Here is a 25,737-nt window from a genome sequence, read left to right as displayed (position 1 = left end):
TCAGCCGGGGCGGTGCCCGTCACCGCCCCGGCCTTCCCATCCCCAGCATCCACTGACGCAGGACGACATGGTCACCTCATCGACTCGGGCGGTCACCACCGCCGACACCGGGCGGCGCCGGCTCACACGCCCCTCGGCACCCGCGCCGGGCGGCCGCACCCGCCGCGCCGGCGGCCGCTGGCGCACACCGCTGCTGTTCCTGCTGCCCTTCGGCGTGCTGTTCGTCGCGATGTACCTCGTGCCGATGGTCTTCGCGTTCCTGCAGAGCATGTTCACGCTCCAGCGCTCGGGCCTCGGACTGGAGGCGCCCACGCTCGAGTTCACGCCGCTCGCGAACTACGCGCGCCTGCTCGGTGACGACGACTTCATCGCCTCGCTCGGACGGGTCGCGCTGTTCGGGCTCGTGCAGGTGCCGGTGATGCTCGGCGTCGCGCTCGTGCTGGCTCTTCTGCTCGACTCGCGCTCCGCGCGCGGAAAGGGCTTCTTCCGGCTCGCGGCCTTCCTGCCGTACGCCGTGCCCGGGGTCATCGCCGCGGTCATGTGGTCGTTCCTCTATTCGCCCGTGACGAGCCCGATCAACACGCTGCTCGAGCGGGTCGTCGGCACCGGCATCCCCTTCTTCGCTCCCGAGATCGTGCTGTGGGCGGTCGCCAACATCGTCACCTGGGGCTGGACGGGCTACAACATGCTCATCATCTACTCGTCTCTGCAGACGATCCCCGCCGAGACCATCGAGGCGGCGCGCCTCGACGGCGCGGGCGCGCTTCGCATCGCGTGGAGCATCAAGATCCCGATGGTGCGCCCCGCGCTGGTGCTCACCGCGGTGTTCTCGATCATCGGCTCCGCCCAGCTCTACAACGAGCCCAAGGTGCTGCAGACCATCTCGGGCGGCGCGATCAGCAGCACCTTCACTCCGCTGATGGCAGCGCAGGCGCAGGTCACGGCCCAGAACTACCCGTACGCGGCCGCGCAGTCGGTGGTGCTCGCCCTCCTGGTCGGCGTGCTCTCGTTCACCTTCTTCAGACTCACGAATCGAGGCGAGCGATGAGCGCCCCCACGCTGGTGTCGGCCGAGCGGCCGCCGCGTACCGACCGACCGGAGGGGTCGCCCCCGCGCCGTTCGCGGCGCGAGGACGATCTCGCGAGTCGATTGGGGGTCTTCGCCCTCCTCGGCCTCTCGGCGTTCTACTTCATCGTGCCCATCTGGTGGCTCATCGTCGCGGCCACGAAGCCCGTGGGCAAGCAGTTCTCCGAGCCCGGGCTGTGGTTCGACGGCTTCGGCCTGTTCGACAACATCGCTCTCGTGTTCGCCGAAGCCGACGGAATCTTCGGCAGGTGGATGCTCAACAGCGCCTTCTACGCAGGCGTCTCGGCACTGCTCGGCACGCTGCTGTCCGCGCTGGCCGGCTACGCGCTCGCGAAGTACGAGTTCCGCGGACGCGGCGTCGTGTTCGGCGTGATCCTGGCCGCCGTGCTGATCCCGAAGGTGATGTTCACCCTGCCGCTGTTCCTGATGTTCAACCAGGTGGGTCTGCTGAACAACCCGCTCGCGGTGCTGCTGCCGAGCATCGTCAGTCCGTTCGGCGTCTACCTCGCCCGCGTGTTCGCCGCCCAGTCGGTGCCCGACGAGCTCATCGAGGCAGGCCGGATCGACGGTGCGGGGGAGTTCCGCATCTTCTTCTCGGTCGGCATCCGGATCATGTCCCCGGCGCTGGTGACGATCTTCCTGTTCCAGTTCGTCGAGGTGTGGAACAACTATCTGCTGCCGCTCATGGTGCTCAACGACAGCTCGCTCCAGCCGGTGACGGTCGGCCTCGTCGGCTGGGCCGGCAGCAACGGGCAGGTGCCGGCGGGTACCGTCGTGGTCGCCGCGCTGCTGTCGGTGGTCCCGCTGATCATCGCGTTCCTCGGCCTGCAGCGCTTCTGGCGCGCCGGCCTGACGGCAGGAGCCGTGAAATGAGCCCGTCGACGGCGACCGTGACGAGCGCCCTCACCATCGCCGACGGCGTGATCCTCCGTCACGGTCGACCGCACCGCATCCTCTCGGGCTCGCTGCACTACTTCCGCGTGCATCCCGATCAGTGGCGCGACCGTCTCGAACGGCTCGTCGCGCTGGGGCTCAACACCGTGGACACGTACGTCGCCTGGAACTTCCACGAGCGGCGCCCAGGCCACGTCGACTGGACGGGCTGGCGCGACCTCGAGCGGTTCATCGCGCTCGCCGCAGAGACCGGACTCGACGCCATCGTGCGGCCCGGCCCGTACATCTGCGCCGAGTGGGACAACGGGGGCTTTCCGGCCTGGCTGTCGGGCACGCCTGGCATGCGCCTGCGGTCGAGCCACCCGGCCTTGCTCGACGCGGTCGATGCGTGGTTCGACGAGCTCCTGCCGCGGTTGGCACCCCTTCAGGCGGCCCACGGCGGCCCCATCGTGGCGGTGCAGGTCGAGAACGAGTACGGCAGCTACGGGGACGACGCGGACTACCTCGCCTGGTTGCGCGAGCGACTCGCGCTGGGCGGGATCACCGAACTCGTCTACACGGCGGATGGGCCCACCGAGCTCATGCAGGACGGCGGCAGCCTGCCCGGCGTGCTCGCGACCGCGACGTTCGGGTCGCGCGCCGCGGAGGCGGCGTCGATGCTGCGCGATCGCCGCCAGGGCGAGCCGTTCATGTGCGCCGAGCTGTGGAACGGGTGGTTCGATCACTGGGGGAACCCCCACCACGTGCGCACGCCCGAGGGTGCGGCGGGCGTCGTCGCCGACATCCTCGCCGAGGGCGGGTCGCTGAGTCTGTACATGGCGCACGGCGGCACGAACTTCGGGCTGTGGGCGGGCGCGAACCACGATGGTGTGCGTCTGTCGCCGACGCAGACGAGCTACGACTCCCATGCCCCGATCGCCGAGAACGGCGCGGTGACGGAGAAGTTCCACCGCATCCGCGACGTGCTGGTGGATGCCACGGGGCACGTGCCCCCTGAGGCATCCGCGACCCCTCGGGTGCTCCCGGCCGCGCGGCTGCCGCTGCGGCAGGTCGCCGGCCTCCTCGAGCTGGTACGCGGAACCGGCGCGGAGGTGCGCACCGCGATGCCGCCGAGTTTCGAGGAGCTCGGGCTGGACGCAGGCCTGGCGCTGTACCGGGCCGAGCCGATCGTGCCGCGGGGCGGCGCCCTGCTCACCGTGCGCGGCCTCCGCGACCGCGCCGTCGTCTTCGTCGACGGTGTCCGCGTCGCCGTGCTGGACGCGGAGCAGGCGACGGCCGGTGTGCGGATCGCGGGCGACGGTCGCGCCGTGGTGCTCGAACTCCTCGTGGAGAACCAGGGGCGCATCAACTACGGCCCGCTGCTCGGCGAGGGCAAGGGGATCCTCGGCGGCGTCCAGCTCGACCGCCGGCTCGTGCATCGCTGGGTGACGCGGGCGCTGCCGCTCGACGAGTGGGACGCGCAGACGCTCGCCACGCTCGCGGAGACGGCAGCACCCCGCGACGCCGTCGGCGCCGACCGGGACGGTCTCGCTACCGCGGCGCTTCATGTCGAGGAACCGGCCGACACGTTCCTCGCGTTCCCCGGCGCCGGGAAGGGCTTCGCGTGGGTGAACGGGTTCCTGCTCGGTCGGTATTGGGAGATCGGTCCGCAGGTGACGTACTACGTGCCCGCGCCGTTGCTGCGCGCGGGGGATAACACCCTCACGGTGCTCGAGCTCGAGCGACTCGGCGACGTCGTCGAGCTGCGCGAACGGGCCGAGCTCGGCCCCGAACAGGAGTACATCGAGACCTTCGGGTGACCCTCGCGGGGTGTGGCCCCGGCGGGCGGTCGTCACCCCACCTGCATTCCGCGGCGGTCGCTCCGCCGCCGGCTCCGGGCGGCACCTCCCGGTCCGCCCGAACAAGCGCCTCTATGCTGGAGCCGCCACGGGCGACCGTCGGGGACGGCATCCGGCTCAGGGCGTGACGTGACGGGGATGGGATGAATGGCGCGACGAGGAACGAACCTGCCTGCGGTCAGCCAGTTCAACCAGGCGGTCGTGCTGGACATGATCCGTCGGGCGCCCGAGGGCATCAGCCGATCGGAGATCGCGCGGCAGGCCGGGCTCTCGGGACAGACCGCGTCCAACGCCGCTCGTAAGCTCATCGACGACGGCCTGGTCGTCGAGACGGGCACACGGATCTCCGGACGCGGCAAGCCGTCTGTGCTGCTGCAGCTTGTCGGGAGCAGCCGGTACGCGATCGGCGTGCACCTCGATCCGGCGTACGTGACCTACGTGCTGATGGACCTCGCGGGGACCACCGTGCTGAAGCATCGCTCGCGCACACCGTCGGTCGCGGATCCCAGCACCGTCGTCACGGAGATCGCCGGGAGTGTAAGACACCTCATCGACGAGTCGTCCGTCGATCCGGATGCGATCGTCGGCATCGGCCTCGCCGTGCCCGGCCCGATCGACATCGACCGCGGGATCATCGTGGATCCGCCGTTGCTCGACGGGTGGAGCAACGTGCCGCTGCGCGAGGAGCTCGCCGCACGGACCGGACTGCCCGTGCTCATGGCGAAGGACGTCAATGCGGCCGTCATAGCCGAGAACTGGGACGCGGGCTCGGAGTCCGGCCGCGACTTCCTGTTCTGCTACTACGGCTCCGGTGTCGGGATGGGCATCTCGTACCGGGGCGATGCCCTCGTCGGTGTGACCGGCAATGCCGGCAACGGCGGCGGTCTCGTCGTGCCGGCGGCCGGCCTACCGGCCAAGCGTCGCAGCGACATGCTCGGCCACGTGGCCGGGGCGTCGTACCTCGTGGAACAGGCCCGCGACGCAGGGGTGCTCGACCCCGACAGCGATATGGATCGAATCGTCGCGTTCGGCGAGCTGATGCGTCGCGCGTCCGAGGGGGACGCCGACGCGTGGATGCTGGTGGAGCGGGCATCCCGCAACATCGCGGCAGCCCTGATGGGCGCCGTCAACCTGCTCGACGTCAACGACATCATCTTCGGGGGGCCGTACTGGACGCTCCTGGAACCCCTCGCCGTGCCGATCATCCGGCGCGAGCTCGCCTCGTCGCCCTACCTGCTGACTCACGCCGAGGTGAGGATCCTCCCGTCGCGTCTGGGTGAGGAGGCGGTCGCCATCGGCGCCGCCGTGCTCACGCTCGACGCGTTGTACACACCGCGATCGACCTCGCTGCTGATCTGACCCGGCGTTTCGCGTCGACATCCGATGTTTCCCGTTCCATTCGGGAGCCCCGATCGCGCACACCCGAAATCAGGGGTGTTGACATCCGATGTCTGATTGCTAACCTGTGGCAGGAATAGTCCTAATTATTTGGATAAATCGTGCGTCGAGGTCGACGCCGATCCGCAGGCCGAACGTCATCGGGTGAGCTCAGCCGGGCACCGTCGATGCGATGCGGCCTGCCCGCGGGACTTGTACATCGAATCGAGGAGGATCTGCATGTCGAATTCCCACCGATTGCGCCGTTGGAGCGCGGTCACTCTCACCGCGTGCATGGCCGCCGGCGCGCTGACGGTCGCGGCGGTCCCGTCCGGTGCGTCCGCGGCAGCCGATCCGGCCGCCGACTGGGAGCGCATCGAGAGCATCGTCGGCGGCATCCAAGGGCAGTGGACGGGCGACGCCTATTCCGGTGCGATCACCGACGGCATGCCCAACACCGCACTGCTCGGCAACGGCGACCTGGGTGTCACCTCGTTCGGCGCGGCCGGCGAGAAGACCTTCCTGCTGTCGAAGTCGGACTTCATCTCGGCGGGCAACCTCCGAGGGTCCTTCGGCAGTGGCGACGACACCACCAAGCCGCTGCCGATCGGCGGCATCACGATCCGCGAGCAGGCGCCGGACGACGAGGTCGACCCCTCGACCAACCTCGCGCCCCGCAACAGCGCGGCGACGGCCAGCGGCGTCCACGAGGCCTTCCGTGCGGAGAACGCGGTGAACGGGAAGTTCACGCAGTCGCCGAACGGCTACGGCTGGGTGACCCCCATCGGCAAGACGCACTGGCTCGAGGTCAGCTTCGCCGAGCCGATCACCGTGCAGCGCTGGCTGATCCGCAACGACGGCGCGGTGCGGGCGGGGTTCAGCCAGAACAACACCAGCGACTTCCGCCTGCAGGTCAGCGACACCGGCGGTGCGGGCGCGCAGTGGACCGATGTCTCGACGGTCACGGACAACGCCGCCGACGTCTTCGAGCAGAACCTCGACGCCCCGGTGACGAGCGCGCACTTCCGCCTTTATGTGACCGAGCCGCTGCAGAAGTCCAACCGCGACCCCAACCCGCGCGCCCGCATCGGCCAGCTCGAGCTGTTCGCGGAGACCCGCGAGCTGCCCACGCCCGGTGAGAACGTGACCACGACGGAGAAGCAGGACATCCTGAACGCCCGGATCGACACCACGGTCGGCATCGGCGGCGTGCCTCTCGCGATGCAGTCGTGGCTGGCGCCGAACGAGAATGTGATGGTCACGGAGGTGACGTCGAAGGGCGAGGAGCCCGTCGACCTCGAGGTGGCGACCTGGGGCAAGCGCGGCAACGCGAAGTTTCCGGTGACCAGCGCCGTCGAGGACGGTGTCGCCACCGCGACGCGGTCGACGTTCAACAACGCGCCCCAGAACGAGAAGTCCTGGACCTCGCGGGCGACGCTGGCGACGGCGGTCGTCGGAGCGGATGCCGACACCGCGGCCGATGCCGCCAAGGGCGAGGGCACGACGTCGTTCCGGCTCGAGCCGGGCGCATCGGTGCAGATCGTGACGGCCGTCGGCGGGGGCGGACAGACGCTCGCCTCGGACGGCACGCTGAAGGGCGCCGACCCGATGGCCGAGGCGCTCCAGCTCCTCGGTGACGCGACCGCGCCGTCGGGCGTGCAGGCTCTGGATGCCGAGCGCGCGGCGTGGTGGAAGGACTTCTGGTCCGCGTCCTACATCGACCTGCCGAACCGCCCCGAGGTGATGCGCTACTACTACGGGGCGCAGTACCTGCTGGGCAGCACGGCGCGCGAAGGAGAACTCGCGCCGGGGCTCTACGGCGTGTGGCACACCACCGACACGCCGAGCTGGGCATCCGACTACCACCTGAACTACAACTTCATCGCGACCTTCTACGGGACGAACTCCAGCAACCGCACCGAGCTCACGCTCCCCGCGGTGGAGGCGATGCGGGGCTTCATGGAAGAGGGCAAGCGTCGCGCGGCCGATCCTGCGCAGCTGCGTCGCATCAGCGGTTCGTTCATCGACAGTCGTCCCGATCTGCAGAACGGCATCGAGGATGCGCTGCTGTACCCCGTGGGCATCGGCCCGTGGGGGACGGTCATGGACGACAGCTACCACAACGAAGCGCTGAACGCGTCGTACTCGGCGTTCCCGCTGATCGAGTACTACCACTACACCCAGGACGAGCGGTTCCTGGATGAGGAGGTGTACGACTACCTGGTCAGCGCCGTGAACTTCTACGACGCGTGGATCGACAAGACGGCCAAGCCCTACACGCTGTTCGCCGGCTACAACGAGGGCTCGTGGGCGAAGAACCCCGCGGTCGAGCTTGCGGCGCTGAAGAACGTGCTCAGCGAGCTCATCGATGCGAGCGTGCTGCTCGATCGGGATGCCGATCGCCGAGCGGGGTGGAAGGACCTGCGCGACAACCTCGCGGCGCAGCCGACCAGCACGTGGAACGGCAAGCAGGTGTACTCGCTCGCGGAGCAGGAGTGGCGGGGCGGTCAGTGGGTGCCGCTGGCCAACCCCGTGCCGGGCGACGGGAACATCATTCCGCTCGACATCGTGGTGCCGGGCAACCAGCTCGGCTACTACTCCAGCGACGCCGAGCAGCAGGTCGCGCGGAACACGATCGACGTCTTCGGCAGCAACGCCTGGCGGCAGATCAACAACTTCCCGCGCATCTTCAACGACGCCGTGCAGAACCGCTACCCGGCCGAGGGCGTGCTGTCCAACCTCACCACCACCATCAAGGCGCAGCTGCAGCCGAACCTGCGGATCAGCGACGGCGTCCACGGCGTGGAGAAGATCGGCGCCACGGCGGCGGTCAACAACATGCTGCTGATCGCGGACCGAGGGGTGACGAAGGTCTTCCCCAACTGGGTGAAGGGCGAGGATGCCTCGTTCGCACGTCTGCTCGGCGAGGGCGGGTTCGAGTTCACCGCCGCCTACGACGGGCAGTCCGACCGGATCGGTGACGTCACCGTCACGAGCACGGCGGGCAAGCCGCTGACGCTCGCCTCGCCGTGGGCCGAGGGTGCCGACGTGTTCGACTCGCGCGGCGTGCAGGTGTCGACCATCGCCGGGACGGCGCCGAACTGGGAGAGCGAGAAGACGATCGCGTTCGCCACCGAGAAGGGCGAGACCTACACGATCAAGCCCCGCACCGGTGAGATCCGCGTGCTCGACGCGACGGTGTCGAACAACGGCCACTTCGCGATGATCGGCTTCGACATCCACAGCGCGAACGGCAAGGGGTACACGCTCTACACCTCGGCGAGCGGGCTGCCCGGCACGTTCGAAGCGACCGAGGGCGTGAAGTTCAACTCGCGGGGCGCGCGGTTGAGCGGCTTCGAGGGCGAGCTGTTCGCCTACCTGGTGTACCGCCAGGACGGGCGGATCCTCGATGAGACGAAAGTCGTGAAGCTCACCCGCTGACCGGCCGTCGCGCGACGGGGGCAGGGCGTACGCCCTGCCCCCGTTGGCGTGGGGGCGGCCGTGCGCCGGTACTCCGAGGACATCGGACATCTCGCGTCCAGAACCTCGAGGATTCGACTGCCACATGGGCAACCGAGTCTTGACATCGGATGTTTGGCTGCGTACGATTTCGATTAGCGCGAAAGTTTTGGCTTAATCGAGTCTCTCCCGAAGTGGCAAGAAGTCGACGTCCTGCGCAGCTCTTTGATCAACGACGCTGGGGAGCACCGACAATGGCCACCATCACCGATGCGCGCGCCTACCTGGTCGACCTCGAGGTCGAGACCGTTCGCACCGACGCCGTCCAGTCCTTCCTCAAGCAGGAGACCGTGTTCGTCGAGATCACCACCGACGACGGGCTCACCGGCACCGGGTACTCGTACACCATCGGCACCGGCGGCAGGTCCGTGCTCGCGATGCTCACCGAGCACTTCGTGCCCCAGCTGCGGGGATCGGATGCCTCACTCATCGAGGCCGTCTGGTTCCAGCTGTTCGCCTCTTCCCATGCGACGACCGTCGGGGCCATCACCTCCCTCGCGCTCGCCGCCGTCGACACCGCGCTGTGGGATCTCAAGTGCAAGCGTGCGGGCGAGCCGCTGTGGCGGGTCGCCGGCGGATTCCGCCCTACCGTGCCGCTGTACGACACGGAGGGCGGCTGGCTGCACCTCAGCACCGACGAGCTGGTGCAGGGCGCCCTGAGCTCGCAGCGGGCCGGCTGGCACGGCGTGAAGCTGAAGGTCGGCAAGCCCACCGTGCAGGAGGACCGTGAACGGCTTCAGGCCGTGCGCGACGCCGTCGGCCCGCGCCTGGACATCATGGTCGACGCGAACCAGTCCATGACCGGCGCCGAGGCGATCCGTCGTGCGAAGGCGTTCGAGGACGTCGACCTGTTCTGGTTCGAGGAGCCGCTGCCCGCAGACGACGTCGCGGGGCACGTGCGACTGGCCGAGGCGACCAGCATCCCGATCGCCGTCGGGGAGTCGATGTACTCGATCGGCCAGTTCCGCGATTACCTGCAGCGCGGTGCCGCGGGAGTCGTCCAGGTGGATGTCGCCCGCATCGGCGGGATCACCCCGTGGCTGAAGGTGGCCCACCTCGCCGAGACCTTCAACGTCGCGGTCTGCCCGCACTTCCTGATGGAGCTGCACGTGAGCCTGGTCGCGGCGATCCCCAACGGCCGCTACGTCGAGCACATCCCCCAGCTTCGCGCCATCACTCGCACCGAGATGACCGTCGCCGACGGTCACGCCGTCGCTCCCGAGACCATCGGGCTCGGCATCGACTGGGATCCGGACGCGATCGCCGACCGGATCGTGGGATGACCACGATGCCGTAGCCGTACCCGCAGGACCGAAGTACCCGATAACCACACAGCACGACCCGACAACCACAGCAGTACCCGCAGCGCGGAGGACCCCTTCGCGTGAACGCACCACCTCCGCACGGCGCAGGCCGCAGCGGAGCGGATCAAGGAGGATGAAGTGAAGCGTTCCCGTATTCTCGGCCTGGCCGCCGTCGGCGCCACCGCCGCTCTGGCGCTGAGCGCCTGCTCGACCACCGCCCCCACCGGGGGCGACGGCGATACGGCCGAGCTCACGTTCATGACGTTCGAGACCCCGGCCGTCACCCCCGAGTTCTGGGAGGCGTCGATCGACGCCGCCGAGGCAGAGGTCGACGGCGTCGAGATCAAGCGCATCGTGAGCCCGGATGCCGACCGCAATGCCTACGCGAAGAAGCTGCAGGCCACCGGTCAGTTCCCGGACCTGCTCGCCTCGATCAACCCGCGCGACTTCGAGGCCGCAGGACTGCTCGTCCCCTACGAGCAGGAGTGGCTCGACGAGAACTTCGTGCTCCCCGAGGACGGCGCCATCAACGGCAAGACCTACATCCCGCCTACCAACGCCCAGGTGCTGCCGCTGGTCTATTACAACAAGGCGATCTTCGCCGAGAACGACATCGAGGTGCCGACGGACTACGCCGGGTTCCTCACGGCCGTGGACGCGCTGAAGGATGCGGGCGTCACGCCGATCGAACTCGCCGGAGCCGAGCCGTGGTCGGCGAGCATGCCGATCGTCGCGCTCGCGAGCGCCGACGTGATGGGCGGCAACCCCGACTGGATCCAGGAGCGGTACGAGGGCAAGACCCACTTCACCGATCCCGAGTTCGTGGACGCCATGCAGAAGTACGTCGACCTCATCGAGCAGGGTGCCTTCAGCTCGGGTGCCCTGAGCGTGGACTTCGCGACGGCGAACAGCAACTTCCTCGACGGCAAGAGCGGCATGTACATCATGGGCAGCTGGTTCACCGGCTCGGGCTACATCACCCCCGAGCAGGCCGACAACCTCGGCGCCTTCCCGCTGCCCACCGACGACGGCACCGTCGTCGTGCCGTTCAACGTCGGCGGCACCATCTCGGTGAGCTCGAAGTCGGCGAACGTCGACAAGGCCGTGGAGTTCGCCAAGGCGTGGTCGCTCGCACCCGAGAGCCTCGAGCCGCTCATCGAGGGCGACGGTTCGTTCCCGCTGATGAAGAAGCTCACGATGGACGACTTCGACGTCAAGGTCAACTCGCTGTTCACCGCCACCTACCCGCTGGTCACCGACGACAACCTCAAGGTCGCAGCCTTCGGCTGGGTCAACAACGACGACTCGCTGGCCCCCGGGATCAACGACAAGTTCTACGCGCTGGCGCAGTCGTTCTTCTCCGACACCGACGTCGCCGGCCAGCTGGCGACGCTCGACGCGGAGTGGGACAAGGTCGCCCCGTAACACCCATGCGCGCAAGCGAGGTGCCGTCCGGCGTACCCGCGCCGGACGGCATCTCGCTTCAGATGAAAGGAACGCCGATGACTGCTCGTACACGTCTCGGGCGCCAGACCTGGGGGCTCGCCCCGATCGCGTGGGTCGCGATCGGCCTGTACCTGGTCTTCCTGGTGTACCCGATCCTCCGCAGCATCATGACGAGCTTCACCGACCGCAATCCGCTGCAGGCGGAGAGCGCCTTCGTCGGCTTCGACAACTACGTCGAGATGTTCAACGACCCCAACCTGACGCGGAGTCTCGGGTTCACGCTGGTCGTGGTCGTCGTCGTCACGGTCCTCTCCAATGCCTTCGGCATCCTGTTCGCCATCCTGCTGAACAAGACCACCACCAACTTCCGCGTCATGCGCACGCTGGTCTTCATCCCCCAGGTGCTCTCGGGGGTCATCGTCGCCTTCATCTGGCGCAGCATCCTGACCCAGGACGGCCTGCTCAACTCCGCGCTGACCGGAATCGGACTGATCGACAAGCCGATCTCGTGGATCGGCACCCCGGAGCTGGCCACCATGTCGATCTGCGTCGTGGTGTCGTGGGTGACGATCGCCTTCACCACCGTCGTCTACACGGCCTCGCTCCAGGCGGTTCCCGCCGAGCTCTACGAGGCCGCACGCATGGACGGCGCGGGCGCGTTCTCGCGCTTCTGGAACGTGACGTTCCCGATGATCGCGCCCGGGATGACGATCTGCGTCGTGCTCTGCATGATCACCACCTTCAAGCTCTACGACATCATCGTCGTGCTCACCGGAGGCGGGCCCGCGGCATCCACGCAGTCCGCCGCGTTCTACCTGATCGACGTCGCCTTCAACAGCAACCGCTTCGGCTACTCGTCGGCGATCTCGATCCTCCTGCTCGTCCTGACCGCCGCGGTCGCCTACGGCGTCACCGCGCTCCTTCGTCGTCGGGAGGCCCAGCTGTGAGCACCGTCCGTTCCCAGAAGAAGCCCGAAGGCAGGCTTCCCGCCGCCGGCGCAGGAGCCCCCTCCTCACGTCGTGAGCGACGCGGCGGCCCGGTGCCTGCCGAGACCCCTCCGCGGTCGGAGAGCGCGACGGTGAACACCGCCCGCTCTCGCAAGAAGAAGCTCGGCACCTGGGGCCACCTCGTCACGGCGTGGCTCGTGACCTTCGCGTTCATCCTCCCCGTCTACATCGCGTTCTCCAGCGCGTTCAAGACGCAGGAGCAGATCCTCACGAGCCCGCTGTCGCCCCCGATTCCCTTCACGTTCGACAACATCCTCGACGCCATCAAGCGCCCCGATCAGCTGATCCAGGGCGGCCTGACGAACTCGATCCTGGTGACGGCGCTCACCGTCGGCATCCTCATCCCGATCGCGTCGGCGCTGAGCTTCTACATCTCGCAGCGGACCCCGAAGGTCAAGGCGCTCCTCCTCGCGGTCGTGGCGCTCGGCCTCATGGTGCCGCCGCAGGTCGTGCTGCTGCCCGTCGTCGAGCTGCTGCAGGCCGTCGGACTCGCCAACACCTACGTCGGACTGATCCTTTCGAACATCGGCGGCGGGTACATGTCCTTCGCGGTGTTCGTCTATGTCGGATTCCTGCGCAGCGTGCCGCAGGAGATCATCGAGGCCGCCCGCGTCGACGGCGCCTCCGAACTGCGCATCTGGTGGAAGATCGTCATGCCGCTGGTGCGCCCCGCCACAGCGACCGTGGGCATCTTCCTCGGGCTGTGGGTGTGGAACGACTTCCTCAACCCGCTGTTCATCCTCGGCCCGCTGCAGGGCCAGACCATCACCACCGGCATCTACATCTCGCTGGGCCAGTACTCGACCAATTTCGCGCAGCTGTTCGGGATCATGTTCCTCGCGGCGATCGTCCCGCTGGTCGGCTACCTCGTCAGCCAGCGCGAGTTCATCCACGGCCTCATGTCAGGAGCATCGAAGTGACGTCGTCCGACACCCCGGGAATCGGTGGCCGCAAGCCGATCTCGGAGATCCTCGTCCTTGCCCACAGCCACCTCGACGTGGGGTACACCCACTCGCAGCCGCTGATGTGGAACTTCCAGGTGGAGTACATCGACGAGGCGCTCGACTGGCTCGAGGACACGGCCGACATGCCCGACGGCGCGCGGCCGAAGTGGACGTGCGAGGTCACCGAACCGGTCGAGCGCTGGTTCGCGCAGGCCTCGTCGATCGACATCGCCCGATTCAAGGCGCTGTACGACGAAGGGCGCATCGGCATCGGCGCGCTGCGCTGGAACACGGCGGCGCTGGCCGACCGCAAGGGCCTGAACCGGCTGCTCGACGGCAAGAAGCGCCTGGAGGCCGAGCTCGGCGGCGCGATCACCGTGGCCAGCCAGCACGACGTCAACGGCATCCCGTGGCCGCTGGCGGACGAGCTGATGGACAACGGCATCGACTTCTTCGTGATGGCGATCAACCCGCACCTCGGCAAGGCGGTCGCGCCGCGGCCCGGCATGTTCATGTGGGAAGCGCCGTCGGGCCGTGAACTGCGGGTCTTCAACGGCAACCACTACACGATGTTCGACCAGCTTCTGTATGCCTGGGACGACTCGGTGGAGCGGATGCAGGAGGGCTGGGGTGAGCTGCACGCCCGCCTGACCGAGCTCGACTATCCGCTGGACTTCGTCTACCTCACCAGCACCTGCTCCCCGGTGCTGTGGGACAACGCGCCGCCCAACCCGTTCATGCCGCCGCTCATCCAGCGGTGGAACGAGACGCAGGCCGGTCCCGGCATCCGCTATGTCACCTATGAGGATCTGCGGGAGACGGCGATGCGGGTGCCGGAGGCGGAGCTCCCGCACCTGCGCGGCGACTGGACCGACTATTGGAGCTTCGGGTACGGCAGCGCACCCCGCGCGACGGCCAGCAACCAGCTGTCCAAGGCGCTCGTGGATGCCGGAGCCGTGCTGCTCGGCGGTGCCGAGCATACGCAGCTCGACCTCGCGCGCGAGAAGATCGACCTGTACGACGAGCACACCTGGGGCTACTTCGACGGCAACCCCGCCCATCCGCAGGCGCAGGCCAGCGAGGCGATGAAGGATGTCGCCGCCTTCGAGGGCGAGGAGGCTGCCGCGTTCGCCGTGCTCGACGCCCTCGAACGACTGGCGGGCAATCCGCCGGCGGACAAGGGCATCAAGGGTGTGCTCCTGGCCAACCCGGCCCCCTACCCGGTCGCGATCCAGCCCGTGCTGCCCGACGCGTGGTTCGCCGACTCCGACAACGCGATCGGCCGCACCTACCGTGCCAGTCGCATGCACTACCAGGGTCGCTCCTGGGGGCACGAGTTCCCCGGCGACAGCGGCCGCGCCTTCGCCTCGGTCACGCTGCCGCCCCAGTCGTGGAAGAGCATCGCCCTCGGCGACCTCGTGCCCGTCGCCGACACGTCCCCGGTGCTGTCGCACACCATCACGACGACATCGCAGCGCGGCCGTGAGCTGAACTTCGCCACCGAGACGGTGCGCTCGAAGCAGACCGGCACCATCGTCTCGCCGTTCTTCGAGCTGACCTACGAGACGGGCTCCGGGCGCATCCTTTCGGTGCGCGACGTCGTGCGCGACCGGCACCTGCTCGCGCCGCGTCGTGGCATCGACCTGTTCTCGTTCGTGCGCGAGCGGCCCGACCCGCTGGTCGACGGCACCCGGCAGGCCTACTACCGTCGCGATCTCGACAAGGAGAAGGTCGACCAGTCGTGCTGGGTCGAGGAGTGGGACCCGATCCATGAGTCGGCGACCCGCGTCACCTCCTGCACGGTGAGCGAGAGCGCGGGGTCGATCACGCTGACCCGGCGTTTCGATGCGCCGGGCGTGGTGGCGCTGGCCCAGCGGATCACGCTGCACGCCGACGATCCCACCCTCGACATCGAGGTGACGATGGAGCTGGAGCCCGAGACGGCGCCGCAGGCGATCTATTTCGCCGTGCCGCTGGCGCTCGCCGGCGGGTGGCGGGCCGGCTTCGACACCGCGGGGCAGTTCGTCGGCCTGGACGAGGACCAGCTTCCGGGTGCCTGCCGCAACTGGGCCACCGCGGAGACCATGGCCGTGATGTGGGACGACGCCGGCGGCGTGGCCCTGTTCCTGCCCGACGCTCCCGGCGTCCAGTTCGGCGACTTCGGCTTCAAGAAGCCGATGGATGCCGTGCCGCGCGACGCCGACCCGCTGCTGCTCGCCTGGCCGGTGAACAACTACTGGGACACGAACTTCGCGCAGCAGCAGACCGGCTCGAACACGTTCCGCTACGGGCTGCGATCGTTCGCGGAGATGGATGCCGTGGCCCTCAGCGAGCAGTCGCACCATTTCCGGATGCCGGGCTTGGTGTGGCCGATCACGACGGGCGGCATCGAGCCCGGTGAGGGGCGCCTGCAGGATCGCGCGGTGTGACGGCCGTGCGCATCACCCGCTCGGCGGGCGGCGACGCATGGTTCCTCGAGACGGCGACCACGATGTACGTCGTCGGGATCTCCGAGCAGGGCATCCCCGCCCAGCGCTACTGGGGACCGCGGCTTCCCGCCGCCGATCGGGACAGGCTGGCGCACGGGATGCGGTCCCGCAGCCTCCACAGCCACGGGTCGCGGCCGTCCGAGGTCGAGGAGGAGCTGCTCGTCGGCGGCGGTTCGCGGTGGGGTGTGGTGGGCCTGGATGTCGTCCTGCCCGGCGCGGATCGCGCACCGGAACTGGTGTTCGCCGCCGACGAGATCGAGCCCCAGGAGGTGGACGGCACCCTCGATGCGATCACGCTGCGACTGCGGCTGCGGGATTCGCGCGGGCCGCTGATGGTGACGCTGTGCTACCGGCTGCGGGCGGGGACCGACGTCATCGAACGTTGGAACGAGCTGTCGCTGGATGCCTCGGCGCCCGGTGATGCGCTCCTGCACCGCGTCGACTCCGCGAACTGGTTCATCGAGGACCAGAGCGACTACCGCTACTCGGCGGTGAACGGCTACTGGGCTGGCGAGACGCAGCTGGAGCGCAAGGCGCTACCGGTCGGCGAGCTCACCTTCACCAGCCGCACCGGCACGACCAGCCACGGCGCCAACCCCTGGGTGATGATCGACGACGGCACCACGACCGAGGACGTCGGGCTCGTGCGGTCGGTCGCCCTCGGGTGGAGCGGGACGTGGCGTCTCACCGTGCAGCGCCGCGCCGAGGGCGGCGTGTCGGTGAGCACCGGATTCGGGCACGACGGCGTCGTGCTGCGGCTGTGCCCCGGGTCGTCGCTGACCACCCCGTCGTCGTTCGGCCAGGTGAGCTCCGGGGGGTTCGGCGCCGCGTCGCGCGGGTGGCATCGCTTCGTGCGGGAGCGGCTGCGGCCCACCGGCGACCAGGTCAACCCCGTGCTGTACAACTCATGGGAGGCGACGGAGTTCGACGTCACCGAGGAGGGGCAGCTCGCGCTGGCGCGGCGGGCCGCCGATATGGGCGCCGAGCTGTTCGTCGTCGACGACGGCTGGTTCAGCACCCGCACCGACGACACCAGCGGACTCGGCGACTGGTGGCCCGACCCACGCCGATTCCCGGCGGGACTGCGCCGGCTGCGCGACGAGGTCGCTGCCCTGGGCATGCGGTTCGGCCTGTGGGTCGAGCCCGAGATGGTGAACCCCCGCAGCGAGCTCTACCGGCGGCATCCCGAGTGGGTGCTGCATGTCGATGGCCGCCATCGCGCCGAGCGCCGCAACCAGCTGGTGCTGAACTTCGCCCGTGACGACGTGCGCGAATGGGCGTTCGGATGGCTGGACCGGCTGGTCGGCGACAACGCGATCGACTACCTGAAATGGGACATGAACCGGCCGTTCAGCCAGGCGGGCTGGCCCGAGAACGCGACCGATCAGGACTCGCTGTGGGTCGGGCACGCGCGTGCGGTGCACGACATCATGCGGCGGTTGCGCGTGGCTCATCCGGGACTGCGGATCGAGTCGTGCGCGGGCGGAGGCGGCCGGGTGGACCTGGCGATGGCGGCGGTGGCCGACGAGTTCTGGACGTCGGACAACACCGACGCGATCGACCGGCAGCCCATCCAGCACGGCTTCAGCCAGCTCTACCCCGCGATCGCGATGTCGAACTGGGTGACCGATTCGCCGAACCCGCTCACGTTCCGCGAGGTGCCGCTGGAGTACCGCTTCCACGTCGCGATGGCCGGTTCGCTCGGCATCGGCGGCGACCTCACCCGGTGGAGCCCGCACGAGCTCGAGACGGCCACGGCATTGATCGCGCAGTACAAGCGCATCCGCGAGGTCGTCCAGTTGGGGGAGCAGTACCGCCTCGGCGGGCTGCCGGGCCGGGACCGCTCCGCGGTGCAGTACGTGCACGGCGGCCGTGTGGTCGTCCTCTGCTACGAACCGCGCCGATCGCTGGACCGGGGCTCCCGACACGTGACGCTGCGCGGACTGGAGGAGGATGCCCGCTACCGAGACCTCGCCACCGGCGAGGAGTACGGCGGCGGCTACCTGCACCACCGCGGCTTCCCGTTCCACGAGGATGAGCTCGTCATCCCCGCCACCGGTTCGCTGCGGTTCTCGCAGCGCGACTTCCTCAGCTCGATCGTCGAGTTCGAGCGGGTGTGACCACGCGAAAGGCCCATCGCACCGACTTCGTCGGCACGCTGGGCCTTTGGAGGGGCTGACGGGAATCGGCCACTCCGCCCCTCCACGCGCCGCTTCGCGTCGCGCGGAGCCTCTGGCGGAGCGGGACCCCCCGAAGCGGATCCGATCCGACATCAGACGCTCGAATGCCTCAGGGGCGCGACCTTCGGCCGCGCCCCTGAGGCTTTGGAGGGGCTGACGGGAATCGAACCCGCGCTGTCTGCTTGGGAAGCAGAAGTTCTGCCATTGAACTACAGCCCCGCACGCCGGATTACGGCGTCCGGCCAGCATAACAGGAGCGCCCCGATAGGCTGTTTCCGTGCTGCTCAGTGACCGCGACATCCGGATCGAGATCGACGCGGGGCGCATCGGGCTCGACCCGTGGGAGCCCTCGATGGTGCAGCCGTCGAGCGTCGACGTGCGGCTGGACCGCTACTTCCGGCTGTTCGACAACCACAAGTACCCGTTCATCGATCCCGCCGAGGACCAGCCCGAGCTGACCCGCCTCATCGAGGTCGACCCCGGCGAGCCCTTCATCCTCCACCCCGGCGAGTTCGCGCTGGGGTCGACGTTCGAGCAGATCACGCTGCCCGACGACATCGCCGCGCGCCTGGAGGGCAAGTCGTCGCTCGGACGCCTGGGCCTGCTGACGCACTCGACCGCCGGCTTCATCGACCCGGGCTTCACCGGCCACGTCACGCTCGAGCTGTCGAACGTGGCGACGCTGCCCATCAAGCTCTGGCCAGGGATGAAGATCGGCCAGGTCTGCTACTTCCGCCTCACCTCGCCCGCCGAGAGCCCGTACGGCTCGGGTGCCTACGGCAACAGGTATCAGGGCCAGCGGGGGCCGACGGCATCCCGCTCCTTCCAGAGCTTCCACCGCACCGACGTCGGGGCGACGGATGCCGGGCGCCGCGGCGCCTGACCCTCAGGACGTGGGCGGGGTGACGAGCGGCTCCTCGGCGTAGACGTGCACCCGGCCGTCTTCGAGCACGAACTGCAGCGCCGTTCCCTCGGGGAATCGGTCGCGCAGCTCCTTGGGGGAGTCCCGGCTCACCACGAATGACGTGACGGCGGGGAACCGGCCCGCCCCGCACCCGCTGCCGGCGTAGATGATGTTGTCGCCCTCGCCGCCGAAGATGGCCATGCAGGGCAGCGTGTCGCCCGCCGAGCTCCACTGCTGCGGCTGCGAGATCACGGTGAGCCCGAAGAACTCCTCGAACCCGATCGCGTCCTGTGCGTCCGGTCCGCCCCAGATGGCGTCGGACCACTCGGCGTCGGGGTCCGGCGCGAGAACCGCCACGGCGCCGGATTCGAACGACTCGATCGCCAGTGTCGCGCCCGCGCCGAGGATCAGTGCCGCCACGACGGAGCCTGCCCACAGCAGCGGCATCCGCCGGCGCCACCACGGCGCTGCGGATGAGGGCTGCGCGGCGGGCGCGTCGGTGGCGGGTGCCGGGATGCCGGTCCCCGCGTCGGCCGCGACGTCGGCCGCGAGGGGTTCCGCGAACGGGGCTTCGACGTCGGCGTCCTCACGCGGCGGGACCGGCGCCGGGGGGTCGACGAGGGCGACATCGACGGGCGCCGGGGAAGCGGCATCCGGCTCCGATGCGGGAACCGGCGTCGCGACGGCCCGCGCCTGCGCTTCGAGCTCCGCCAGTCGCGCCATCGCGGCGGGATCGGCGTGGATATCGGCAGTGGGCCCGTATGCGCGCTCGCGGAGACTGTGGAGCTCGTCCAGCGGGAGATCGGTCGGCGTTGACATCGAGGCCATCCTGCCGCACCGCGCTCTGCCCGCTAGCGTCCGACGACCAGCGCCAGGGACGTGTCGCCGCAGGCGAGCACGAACGTCCCGTCGGGCAGCCGCACCGGCTCGGGCGACAAGGTCCGCACGGCGGCTGCCAGGCCGTCGGCGCGCAGCATGGAGCCCGGCTCGCGCCGCGCATCGGTCGAGGTGACGACCCTCCCCGAGGCGTTGACGAGCGTGGCGGGGGTCTCGCCGGTGCGTAGCACCGGCAGGAGCACGCGTTCCAGGCGGTCCACCAGTGCGTCTGCGCCGACGACGCCGATCATCTCGTCGCCACGCCGGACGGGCGTGGTGATCGTGACGGTGTAGTCGTCGGTGCACACGTAGTCGACGTACGGCCCAGTCAGGTGCCGTGCGCCGGTCGTGGCCGGAACCCGCCACCACTCCAGGGCGGTGTAGTCGCGGAACTGCTCGTGCGCGGGGTCGTCGATGGTGGCGAGGCGACGGACGACCCGGGAGGTTCCGCTCGTGCCGAGCCACCATCCCAGGTGCCATTCCGCGTCGCTCAGCACGCCGGGCGCGGCGACGAACCCCGCCCCGGTGAGCAGCGTGTCGCCCGAGACGGCGGGCACCGCGAACGTCTCGACGAGCGGGTCCACGGCCTCGGCGGTGAGGGCGCCGCCGTCCGCGAGCCGCTCCTCGAGCAGTGCGCGCCAGCCGTCGATCTTGGCGAAGATGCCGTCGATCGTCACGGCGACGTGTGCCGCGACATCGGCCGGCGACCGGGTCGCGATGGTGGTCATGGGAGGTCCTTCAGGTCGGATGCCGCGTCCTCGCTGCGCGCGTCGATGCGCGCCCGCTCGTCGATGAGCCATTCGAAGGCGCTGTTGATATGTGCGATCGTCGCCGCACGCGCTGCTTCGGGCGAGACGTCGCGGATGGCGTCGACGACCTGCGAACGTGCGATGGCGCTGCGGTCACGGTACTCCTGCTCCCGTAGGCAGAGCCAGAGGAGTGGTCCCGCCTCGCTCTGCAGGCGCATCTCCTCGTGTACGAGCCGGGGGGACTGGCTGACGGCGGCGACCTCCAGCTGGAACCGGCTGACCGCGCGCCGGGCACCGCCCGCCGTGCTCAGATCCGCGGCGTCGGCGATGCGCACCAGCGTCTCGACGTCGTCATCGCTCGCGCGGCCGGCCGCGGTCTCGGCGGAGGTCCCGGCGATCGCCGAGGCGTGGAGGGCGAAATCGCGCAGCTCGATGCGGCTGTGGTCTCGGAGGCGCCGCTCGAGGTGGCGGGTGGCCGAATCGCGGTCGAACGTCACGAAGCTGCCGCCGTCGCGGCCGCGCCGGGTCTTCACCAGTCCCTTGTCGCGCAGCACCTCGAGCGCCTCGCGCGCGGTGACCAGGGCGACCCCCAGACTGCGGGAGAGGTCGGACTCGCTGGGCAGCCGTTCGCCGTCGCGGAGCACGCCCGAGACGATCGCGTCCGACAGGCGTTTCTCGACGAGTTCGGCGCGCCCGCTGCCGTCCAGCGGGGCGAACACCACCGCGCGGGCGGCGTCGACTCTTCCCGTGGCGTGCGGCATGGAACTCCCGAGGTCGGCGGTTCGGCGTCGTCCTCGACGACCGTGACACGACCGTAACACGCAGTCCCCCCTTTTGACATATGGATCCATATGATTTACTTCCATCGACATCGAAGGAGACGTCATGACCGAGCTGCAGCCCGCCATCCGGCTCACCGGACTCACCAAGGAGTTCGGCGCCGTCACGGCCGTCGACCACGTCGACCTGGAGATCGCCGCGGGGGAGTTCTTCTCGATGCTCGGTCCCTCGGGCTCGGGCAAGACCACCGTGCTCCGCCTCATCGCGGGCTTCGAGCAGCCCACCGGCGGGACGATCGAGCTGTTCGGGCAGGACGTCACGAAGAAGGCCCCGTTCGACCGGGACGTCAACACGGTCTTCCAGGACTACGCCCTCTTCCCGCACATGAGCGTGCTCGACAACGTCGCCTACGGGCTCCGCGTGCGCGGCGTGGGGCGCGCCAAGCGTCGCGACCTGGCGATGAAGGCGCTCGCCGCAGTGCGCCTGGAGCAGATGGCCGCTCGCAAGCCGTCACAGCTCTCGGGCGGGCAGCGCCAGCGCGTCGCCCTGGCCCGCGCCACCGTCGTCCAGCCGAAGGTGCTGCTCCTGGACGAGCCCCTCGGGGCGCTGGACCTCAAGCTTCGCGAGCAGATGCAGGTCGAGCTCAAGCAGATCCAGCGCGACCTCGGCATCACGTTCATCTTCGTGACGCACGACCAGGAGGAGGCGCTCACGCTCTCGGACCGGATCGCGGTCTTCCACGACGGGCACATCGTGCAGCTCGGCACTCCGCAGGACCTCTACGAGCGCCCGGCGAGCCACTTCGTCGCCGACTTCGTCGGCACCTCCAACCTCTTCGACCGCGAGCGCTCCGCCGCGCTCATCGGCCGCGACGGCGAGCACTCCATCCGGCCCGAGAAGCTCACGCTGTCGTCGTCGGCCGCGAGCGCACCCGGCGAGCGCTCCGCCGAGGGCACCGTCGTCGAATCGATCTACGTCGGAAGCGGCATCCGTCGCGTCATCGACCTCGACGCCGGCATGCGCGTGACGGTGCTCGAGCGCAACGACCGCAGCCGCGTCTCCGACGACGACCGCGGCGATCGCGTGCACGTCATGTGGCACGACGAGGACGTCGTCTCGCTCATCCCGCCGGGCACCTGACCCGCTCACACCTGGGCGCCCACGCCCCGGATCACCCACCACACAGCACATCGAGAGAACAGCACCCGAGAGGAAAACACCATGATGCGCATGTCACGCGGATCGCGGATCGCCGCGACCGTCCTGGCGGCCGGATCGATCGCGGTCCTGGCCGGCTGCGGCACGTCCAGCGGCGGCAACACCCCGACCCAGGCCGTCGAAGAGCTCGGCGAGGGCGAAGGCGAAGTGTCGATCATCGCCTGGGCGGGCTACGTCGAAGACGGCAGCAACGACCCCGACTACGACTGGGTCTCCGGCTTCGAGGAGAAGACCGGCTGCCAGGTCACCTCCAAGACCTTCAACACGTCCGACGAGGCGGTCACCCTCATGAAGACCGGCGACTACGACGTCGTCTCGGCCTCCGGCGACGCGTCGCTGCGGCTGATCGCGGCCGGCGACGTGCAGCCGGTCAACGTCGACCTGGTCCCGAGCTACGAGGACATCTATCCCTTCCTCAAGGACCAGCCCTGGAACACCGTCGACGGCGAGCACTACGGGGTGCCCCACGGCTACGGCGCCAACCTGCTGATGTACAACACCGACGTCGTCCAGCCGGCACCGACCTCGTGGGATGTCGTCTTCGACGGCGCGAGCGCCTACTCCGGCAAGATCACCGCCTATGACAACCCGATCTACATCGCCGACGCCGCCGTCTACCTGATGGCGCACCAGCCGGACCTCGGGATCGAGAACCCGTACGCGCTGGACGACACCCAGTTCCAGGCCGCGGTGGATCTGCTCAAGGAGCAGCGCCAGCACGTCGGCGAGTACTGGTCGGACTACCTGAAGGAGATCCAGGCGTTCGAGACCGGCGACTCGGTCGCCGGCACCACGTGGCAGGTCATCCAGAACGTGCTCGCCGGCGAGGAGGCGCCCACCGACGTCGTGCTGCCCGAGGAGGGCGCGACCGGGTGGTCCGACACGTGGATGATCTCGTCCACCACCAAGCACCCGAACTGCTCGTACATGTGGCTCGACTGGATCGCCAGCCCCGAGGTCAACGGCGTCGCCACGTCGTACTTCGGCGAGGCGCCCTCGAGCCAGGCGGCGTGCGACCACCGCGAGGACTGCGAGGCGTACCACGCCGGCGACGCCGACTACGCGTCGAAGATCTGGTACTGGACCACCCCGATCGCGGACTGCCTGGACGGACGCACCGACGTCGAGTGCAAGGACTACTCGGCCTGGACCGCGGCCTGGTCGGAGATCAAGGGCTGATCCGGCCCGCACCCGCCGGGGGCGGCGGCATCCGTCGCCCCCGGCATCGACAGAGCACGACTCCCGGAGACCCTCGATGACCCAGACCAGTCCCGTCGCCACGCAGACTGTCCGCACCGTCCCCGCACCCCGCGCCACGCCGGCGCGGCGCGCGTCGGCGTGGCTGAGTGCGCATCCCCGGTTCCGGCTGGTGTTCCTGCTGAGCGCGCCGCTGTTCTGGCTCGGCGTCGTGTACATCGTGGCGCTCGCGCTGCTGCTGATCACCGCGTTCTGGCAGGTGGACTCGTTCACCGGCGAGATCATCACCGACTGGACGCTCGACAACATCATCACCGTCGTGACCGGATCGCTGTATCAGACGGTGACGCTGCGCACCGTGGGGATCGCGCTGCTGGTGACGCTCATCGACGTCGCCATCGCCCTGCCGATCGCGTTCTACATGGCCAAGGTCGCCTCGCCCCGCGCGCAGCGGCTGCTGGTGATCGCCGTGCTCATGCCGTTGTGGGCGAGCTATCTCGTCAAGGCCTACGCGTGGCGGGCGGTGCTGTCGCAGGAGGGGATCCTCGAGTGGATCCTCGCCCCGTTCGGCCTGCACACGCCGGGGTACGGGCTCACCGCGACCGTCATCACCCTGTCGTACCTGTGGCTGCCGTACGTGATCCTGCCGATCTACGCGGGCCTGGAGCGCGTGCCGGACTCACTGTTGGAGGCATCCGCCGATCTGGGGGGCAAGTCGTGGCGGACGCTGGGGTCGGTGGTCCTGCCGCTGGCGTTCCCGGCGATCATCGCGGGCACGATCTTCGCGTTTTCGCTGTCGCTGGGCGACTACATCACCGTCAACATCGTCGGCGGCACGAACCAGATGCTCGGCAATCTCGTCTACACGAACGTGGGCGCCGCCAACAACCTGCCGCTGGCTGCGGCGATCGCGCTCATCCCGATCGTGATCATCTTCGGCTACCTCGCCCTCGTGCGCCGCACCGGCGCCCTGAACAACCTCTAGGACCCGGCGATGCGACTCTCGCGACTGTCCCGCACGGTGCTCGGCATCATCACCGTCCTCATCCTGCTGGTCGTCTACCTGCCGCTGTTCGTCGTGCTCGTCAACTCGTTCTCGACGTCCACCTCGCTCAGCTGGCCGCCTCCCGGGTTCACGTTGGAGTGGTGGGGCAAGGCGTTCCAGAGCACCGGCGCACTGGAGGCGGTGGGTACGAGCGTCGGGATCGCCATCGTCGCGACCCTGATCTCGCTCGCGCTGGGCACCCTCATCTCGCTCGCGCTGCAGCGGTTCGAGTTCTTCGGGCGCGACGCGATCTCGCTGCTGATCATCCTGCCCATCGCGCTGCCGGGCATCATCACCGGCATCGCGCTGAACAACTTCTTCCGCACGATCATGGGGGTGCCGCTGTCGATCTGGACGGTGGTGATCGCCCACGCGACCTTCTGCATCGTGACGGTGTTCAACAACGTCATCGCCCGGCTGCGACGCACCGGAACGAATCTCGAGGAGGCCTCGGCCGACCTCGGCGCCGGGATCTGGACGACCTTCCGGCTCGTCACCTTCCCTCAGCTGCGCTCGGCGCTGCTCGCCGGCGCGCTGCTCGCGTTCGCGCTGAGCTTCGACGAGATCATCGTCACGACGTTCACGGCGGGATCCGGTGTGACCACGCTGCCGATCTTCATCCTCAACAACATGTTCCGGCCGAACCAGGCGCCGATCGTGTCGGTGATCGCCGTCGTGCTGGTGATCGTGTCGATCGTGCCGATCTACCTGGCGCAGCGGCTGTCGGGCTCGGAGCAGACGCGCCGCTGACGCGGGCAGTGGTGCGGCGGGCGATCCCCAGATCGCCCGCCGCGCGGTGGGCTTCGTCCCCACGCTGGGCCCACCACAGGCGCGGTCCGTGCCCCCGCTGGTTCCCGCGCGCGGTTACTGCAAGTCGCAGTATA

Annotated in this window: 19 protein-coding genes and 1 tRNA gene; 16 read left to right on the top strand and 4 right to left on the bottom strand. The window is 69.0% G+C overall.

Annotated features, from left to right (window positions below):
- Positions 1 to 67: 67 nt before the first annotated feature.
- The 11 genes from AC1DDU_RS06430 to AC1DDU_RS06380 all read left to right on the top strand — a co-directional run bounded on the left by AC1DDU_RS06430 (position 68) and on the right by AC1DDU_RS06380 (position 18,024).
- Positions 68 to 1,048 (top strand): carbohydrate ABC transporter permease, encoded by a 981-nt coding sequence (locus AC1DDU_RS06430; protein ID WP_477432246.1) that lies wholly within the window; start codon positions 68 to 70, stop codon positions 1,046 to 1,048.
- Entirely contained in the window at positions 1,045 to 1,959 is a 915-nt protein-coding gene (locus AC1DDU_RS06425) for a carbohydrate ABC transporter permease (RefSeq protein ID WP_477432244.1), read from the top strand. The genes AC1DDU_RS06430 and AC1DDU_RS06425 overlap by 4 nt, the downstream gene beginning before the upstream one ends.
- Positions 1,956 to 3,779 carry a glycoside hydrolase family 35 protein gene (locus tag AC1DDU_RS06420; protein ID WP_477432242.1) on the top strand — a complete coding sequence of 608 codons (1,824 nt, stop codon included), beginning with the start codon at positions 1,956 to 1,958 and terminating at the stop codon, positions 3,777 to 3,779. Before AC1DDU_RS06425 ends, AC1DDU_RS06420 begins: the two co-directional genes overlap by 4 nt.
- Before the next feature lie 186 nt (positions 3,780 to 3,965).
- A complete protein-coding gene (locus tag AC1DDU_RS06415) occupies positions 3,966 to 5,177 on the top strand; it encodes an ROK family transcriptional regulator (RefSeq protein WP_477432240.1) in 1,212 nt (403 codons plus the stop codon).
- A 258-nt stretch (positions 5,178 to 5,435) separates the two neighbouring features.
- Entirely contained in the window at positions 5,436 to 8,636 is a 3,201-nt protein-coding gene (locus AC1DDU_RS06410) for a glycosyl hydrolase family 95 catalytic domain-containing protein (RefSeq protein ID WP_477432238.1), read from the top strand.
- 272 nt (positions 8,637 to 8,908) lie between these two features.
- Positions 8,909 to 9,997 (top strand): mandelate racemase/muconate lactonizing enzyme family protein, encoded by a 1,089-nt coding sequence (locus AC1DDU_RS06405; protein ID WP_477432236.1) that lies wholly within the window; start codon positions 8,909 to 8,911, stop codon positions 9,995 to 9,997.
- Between the two features lie 159 nt (positions 9,998 to 10,156).
- Positions 10,157 to 11,443: an ABC transporter substrate-binding protein gene (locus AC1DDU_RS06400; RefSeq protein ID WP_477432234.1), complete on the top strand. Its 1,287-nt coding sequence runs from the start codon at positions 10,157 to 10,159 to the stop codon at positions 11,441 to 11,443.
- 77 nt (positions 11,444 to 11,520) lie between these two features.
- Positions 11,521 to 12,411, top strand: coding sequence for a carbohydrate ABC transporter permease (locus tag AC1DDU_RS06395; protein ID WP_477432232.1), 891 nt, complete (start codon positions 11,521 to 11,523; stop codon positions 12,409 to 12,411).
- A 131-nt stretch (positions 12,412 to 12,542) separates the two neighbouring features.
- Positions 12,543 to 13,391, top strand: a complete 849-nt coding sequence (locus tag AC1DDU_RS06390) for a carbohydrate ABC transporter permease (RefSeq protein ID WP_477432230.1) — start codon at positions 12,543 to 12,545, stop codon at positions 13,389 to 13,391.
- Positions 13,388 to 15,844: a glycoside hydrolase family 38 N-terminal domain-containing protein gene (locus tag AC1DDU_RS06385; RefSeq protein WP_477432228.1), complete on the top strand. Its 2,457-nt coding sequence runs from the start codon at positions 13,388 to 13,390 to the stop codon at positions 15,842 to 15,844. The genes AC1DDU_RS06390 and AC1DDU_RS06385 overlap by 4 nt, the downstream gene beginning before the upstream one ends.
- The gene (locus AC1DDU_RS06380; RefSeq protein WP_477432226.1) at positions 15,841 to 18,024 is read left to right on the top strand and encodes an alpha-galactosidase; all 2,184 of its coding nucleotides are present in this window, start codon (positions 15,841 to 15,843) and stop codon (positions 18,022 to 18,024) included. The genes AC1DDU_RS06385 and AC1DDU_RS06380 overlap by 4 nt, the downstream gene beginning before the upstream one ends.
- A gap of 205 nt (positions 18,025 to 18,229) precedes the next feature.
- Here AC1DDU_RS06380 and AC1DDU_RS06375 read toward each other — a convergent pair.
- Positions 18,230 to 18,303: transfer RNA gene (locus AC1DDU_RS06375), tRNA-Gly, on the bottom strand.
- A gap of 58 nt (positions 18,304 to 18,361) precedes the next feature.
- On the opposite strand from AC1DDU_RS06375, the gene dcd reads away from it, so the two are divergent.
- A complete protein-coding gene (gene dcd, locus AC1DDU_RS06370; protein WP_477432224.1) occupies positions 18,362 to 18,967 on the top strand; it encodes a dCTP deaminase in 606 nt (201 codons plus the stop codon).
- A 3-nt stretch (positions 18,968 to 18,970) separates the two neighbouring features.
- Here the strand turns inward: dcd and AC1DDU_RS06365 are convergent, their stop codons facing one another.
- The 3 genes from AC1DDU_RS06365 to AC1DDU_RS06355 are packed head-to-tail and all read right to left on the bottom strand — an operon-like array spanning position 18,971 to position 21,374.
- Positions 18,971 to 19,807, bottom strand: coding sequence for a hypothetical protein (locus AC1DDU_RS06365; RefSeq protein ID WP_477432222.1), 837 nt, complete (start codon positions 19,805 to 19,807; stop codon positions 18,971 to 18,973).
- 32 nt (positions 19,808 to 19,839) lie between these two features.
- Positions 19,840 to 20,592, bottom strand: coding sequence for a cache domain-containing protein (locus tag AC1DDU_RS06360; RefSeq protein WP_477432220.1), 753 nt, complete (start codon positions 20,590 to 20,592; stop codon positions 19,840 to 19,842).
- Positions 20,589 to 21,374, bottom strand: a complete 786-nt coding sequence (locus AC1DDU_RS06355) for a FadR/GntR family transcriptional regulator (RefSeq protein WP_477432218.1) — start codon at positions 21,372 to 21,374, stop codon at positions 20,589 to 20,591. The genes AC1DDU_RS06360 and AC1DDU_RS06355 overlap by 4 nt, the downstream gene beginning before the upstream one ends.
- Before the next feature lie 124 nt (positions 21,375 to 21,498).
- Between AC1DDU_RS06355 and AC1DDU_RS06350 the strand changes: the two genes are divergently transcribed.
- From AC1DDU_RS06350 to AC1DDU_RS06335, 4 genes are all read left to right on the top strand, one after another.
- Positions 21,499 to 22,533 carry an ABC transporter ATP-binding protein gene (locus tag AC1DDU_RS06350; protein ID WP_477432217.1) on the top strand — a complete coding sequence of 345 codons (1,035 nt, stop codon included), beginning with the start codon at positions 21,499 to 21,501 and terminating at the stop codon, positions 22,531 to 22,533.
- A gap of 90 nt (positions 22,534 to 22,623) precedes the next feature.
- On the top strand, positions 22,624 to 23,790 hold the full coding sequence (locus AC1DDU_RS06345) for an ABC transporter substrate-binding protein (protein ID WP_477432215.1): 1,167 nt from the start codon (positions 22,624 to 22,626) through the stop codon (positions 23,788 to 23,790).
- 76 nt (positions 23,791 to 23,866) lie between these two features.
- Entirely contained in the window at positions 23,867 to 24,793 is a 927-nt protein-coding gene (locus AC1DDU_RS06340; protein WP_477432213.1) for an ABC transporter permease, read from the top strand.
- A gap of 9 nt (positions 24,794 to 24,802) precedes the next feature.
- Complete coding sequence (locus AC1DDU_RS06335; RefSeq protein WP_477432211.1) at positions 24,803 to 25,603, top strand: ABC transporter permease; 801 nt, start codon at positions 24,803 to 24,805, stop codon at positions 25,601 to 25,603.
- Positions 25,604 to 25,737 lie beyond the last annotated feature (134 nt).

It is taken from the genome of Microbacterium sp. 05T445, from assembly GCF_056395865.1.
This window is presented reverse-complemented; position numbering and strand designations above follow the sequence as displayed.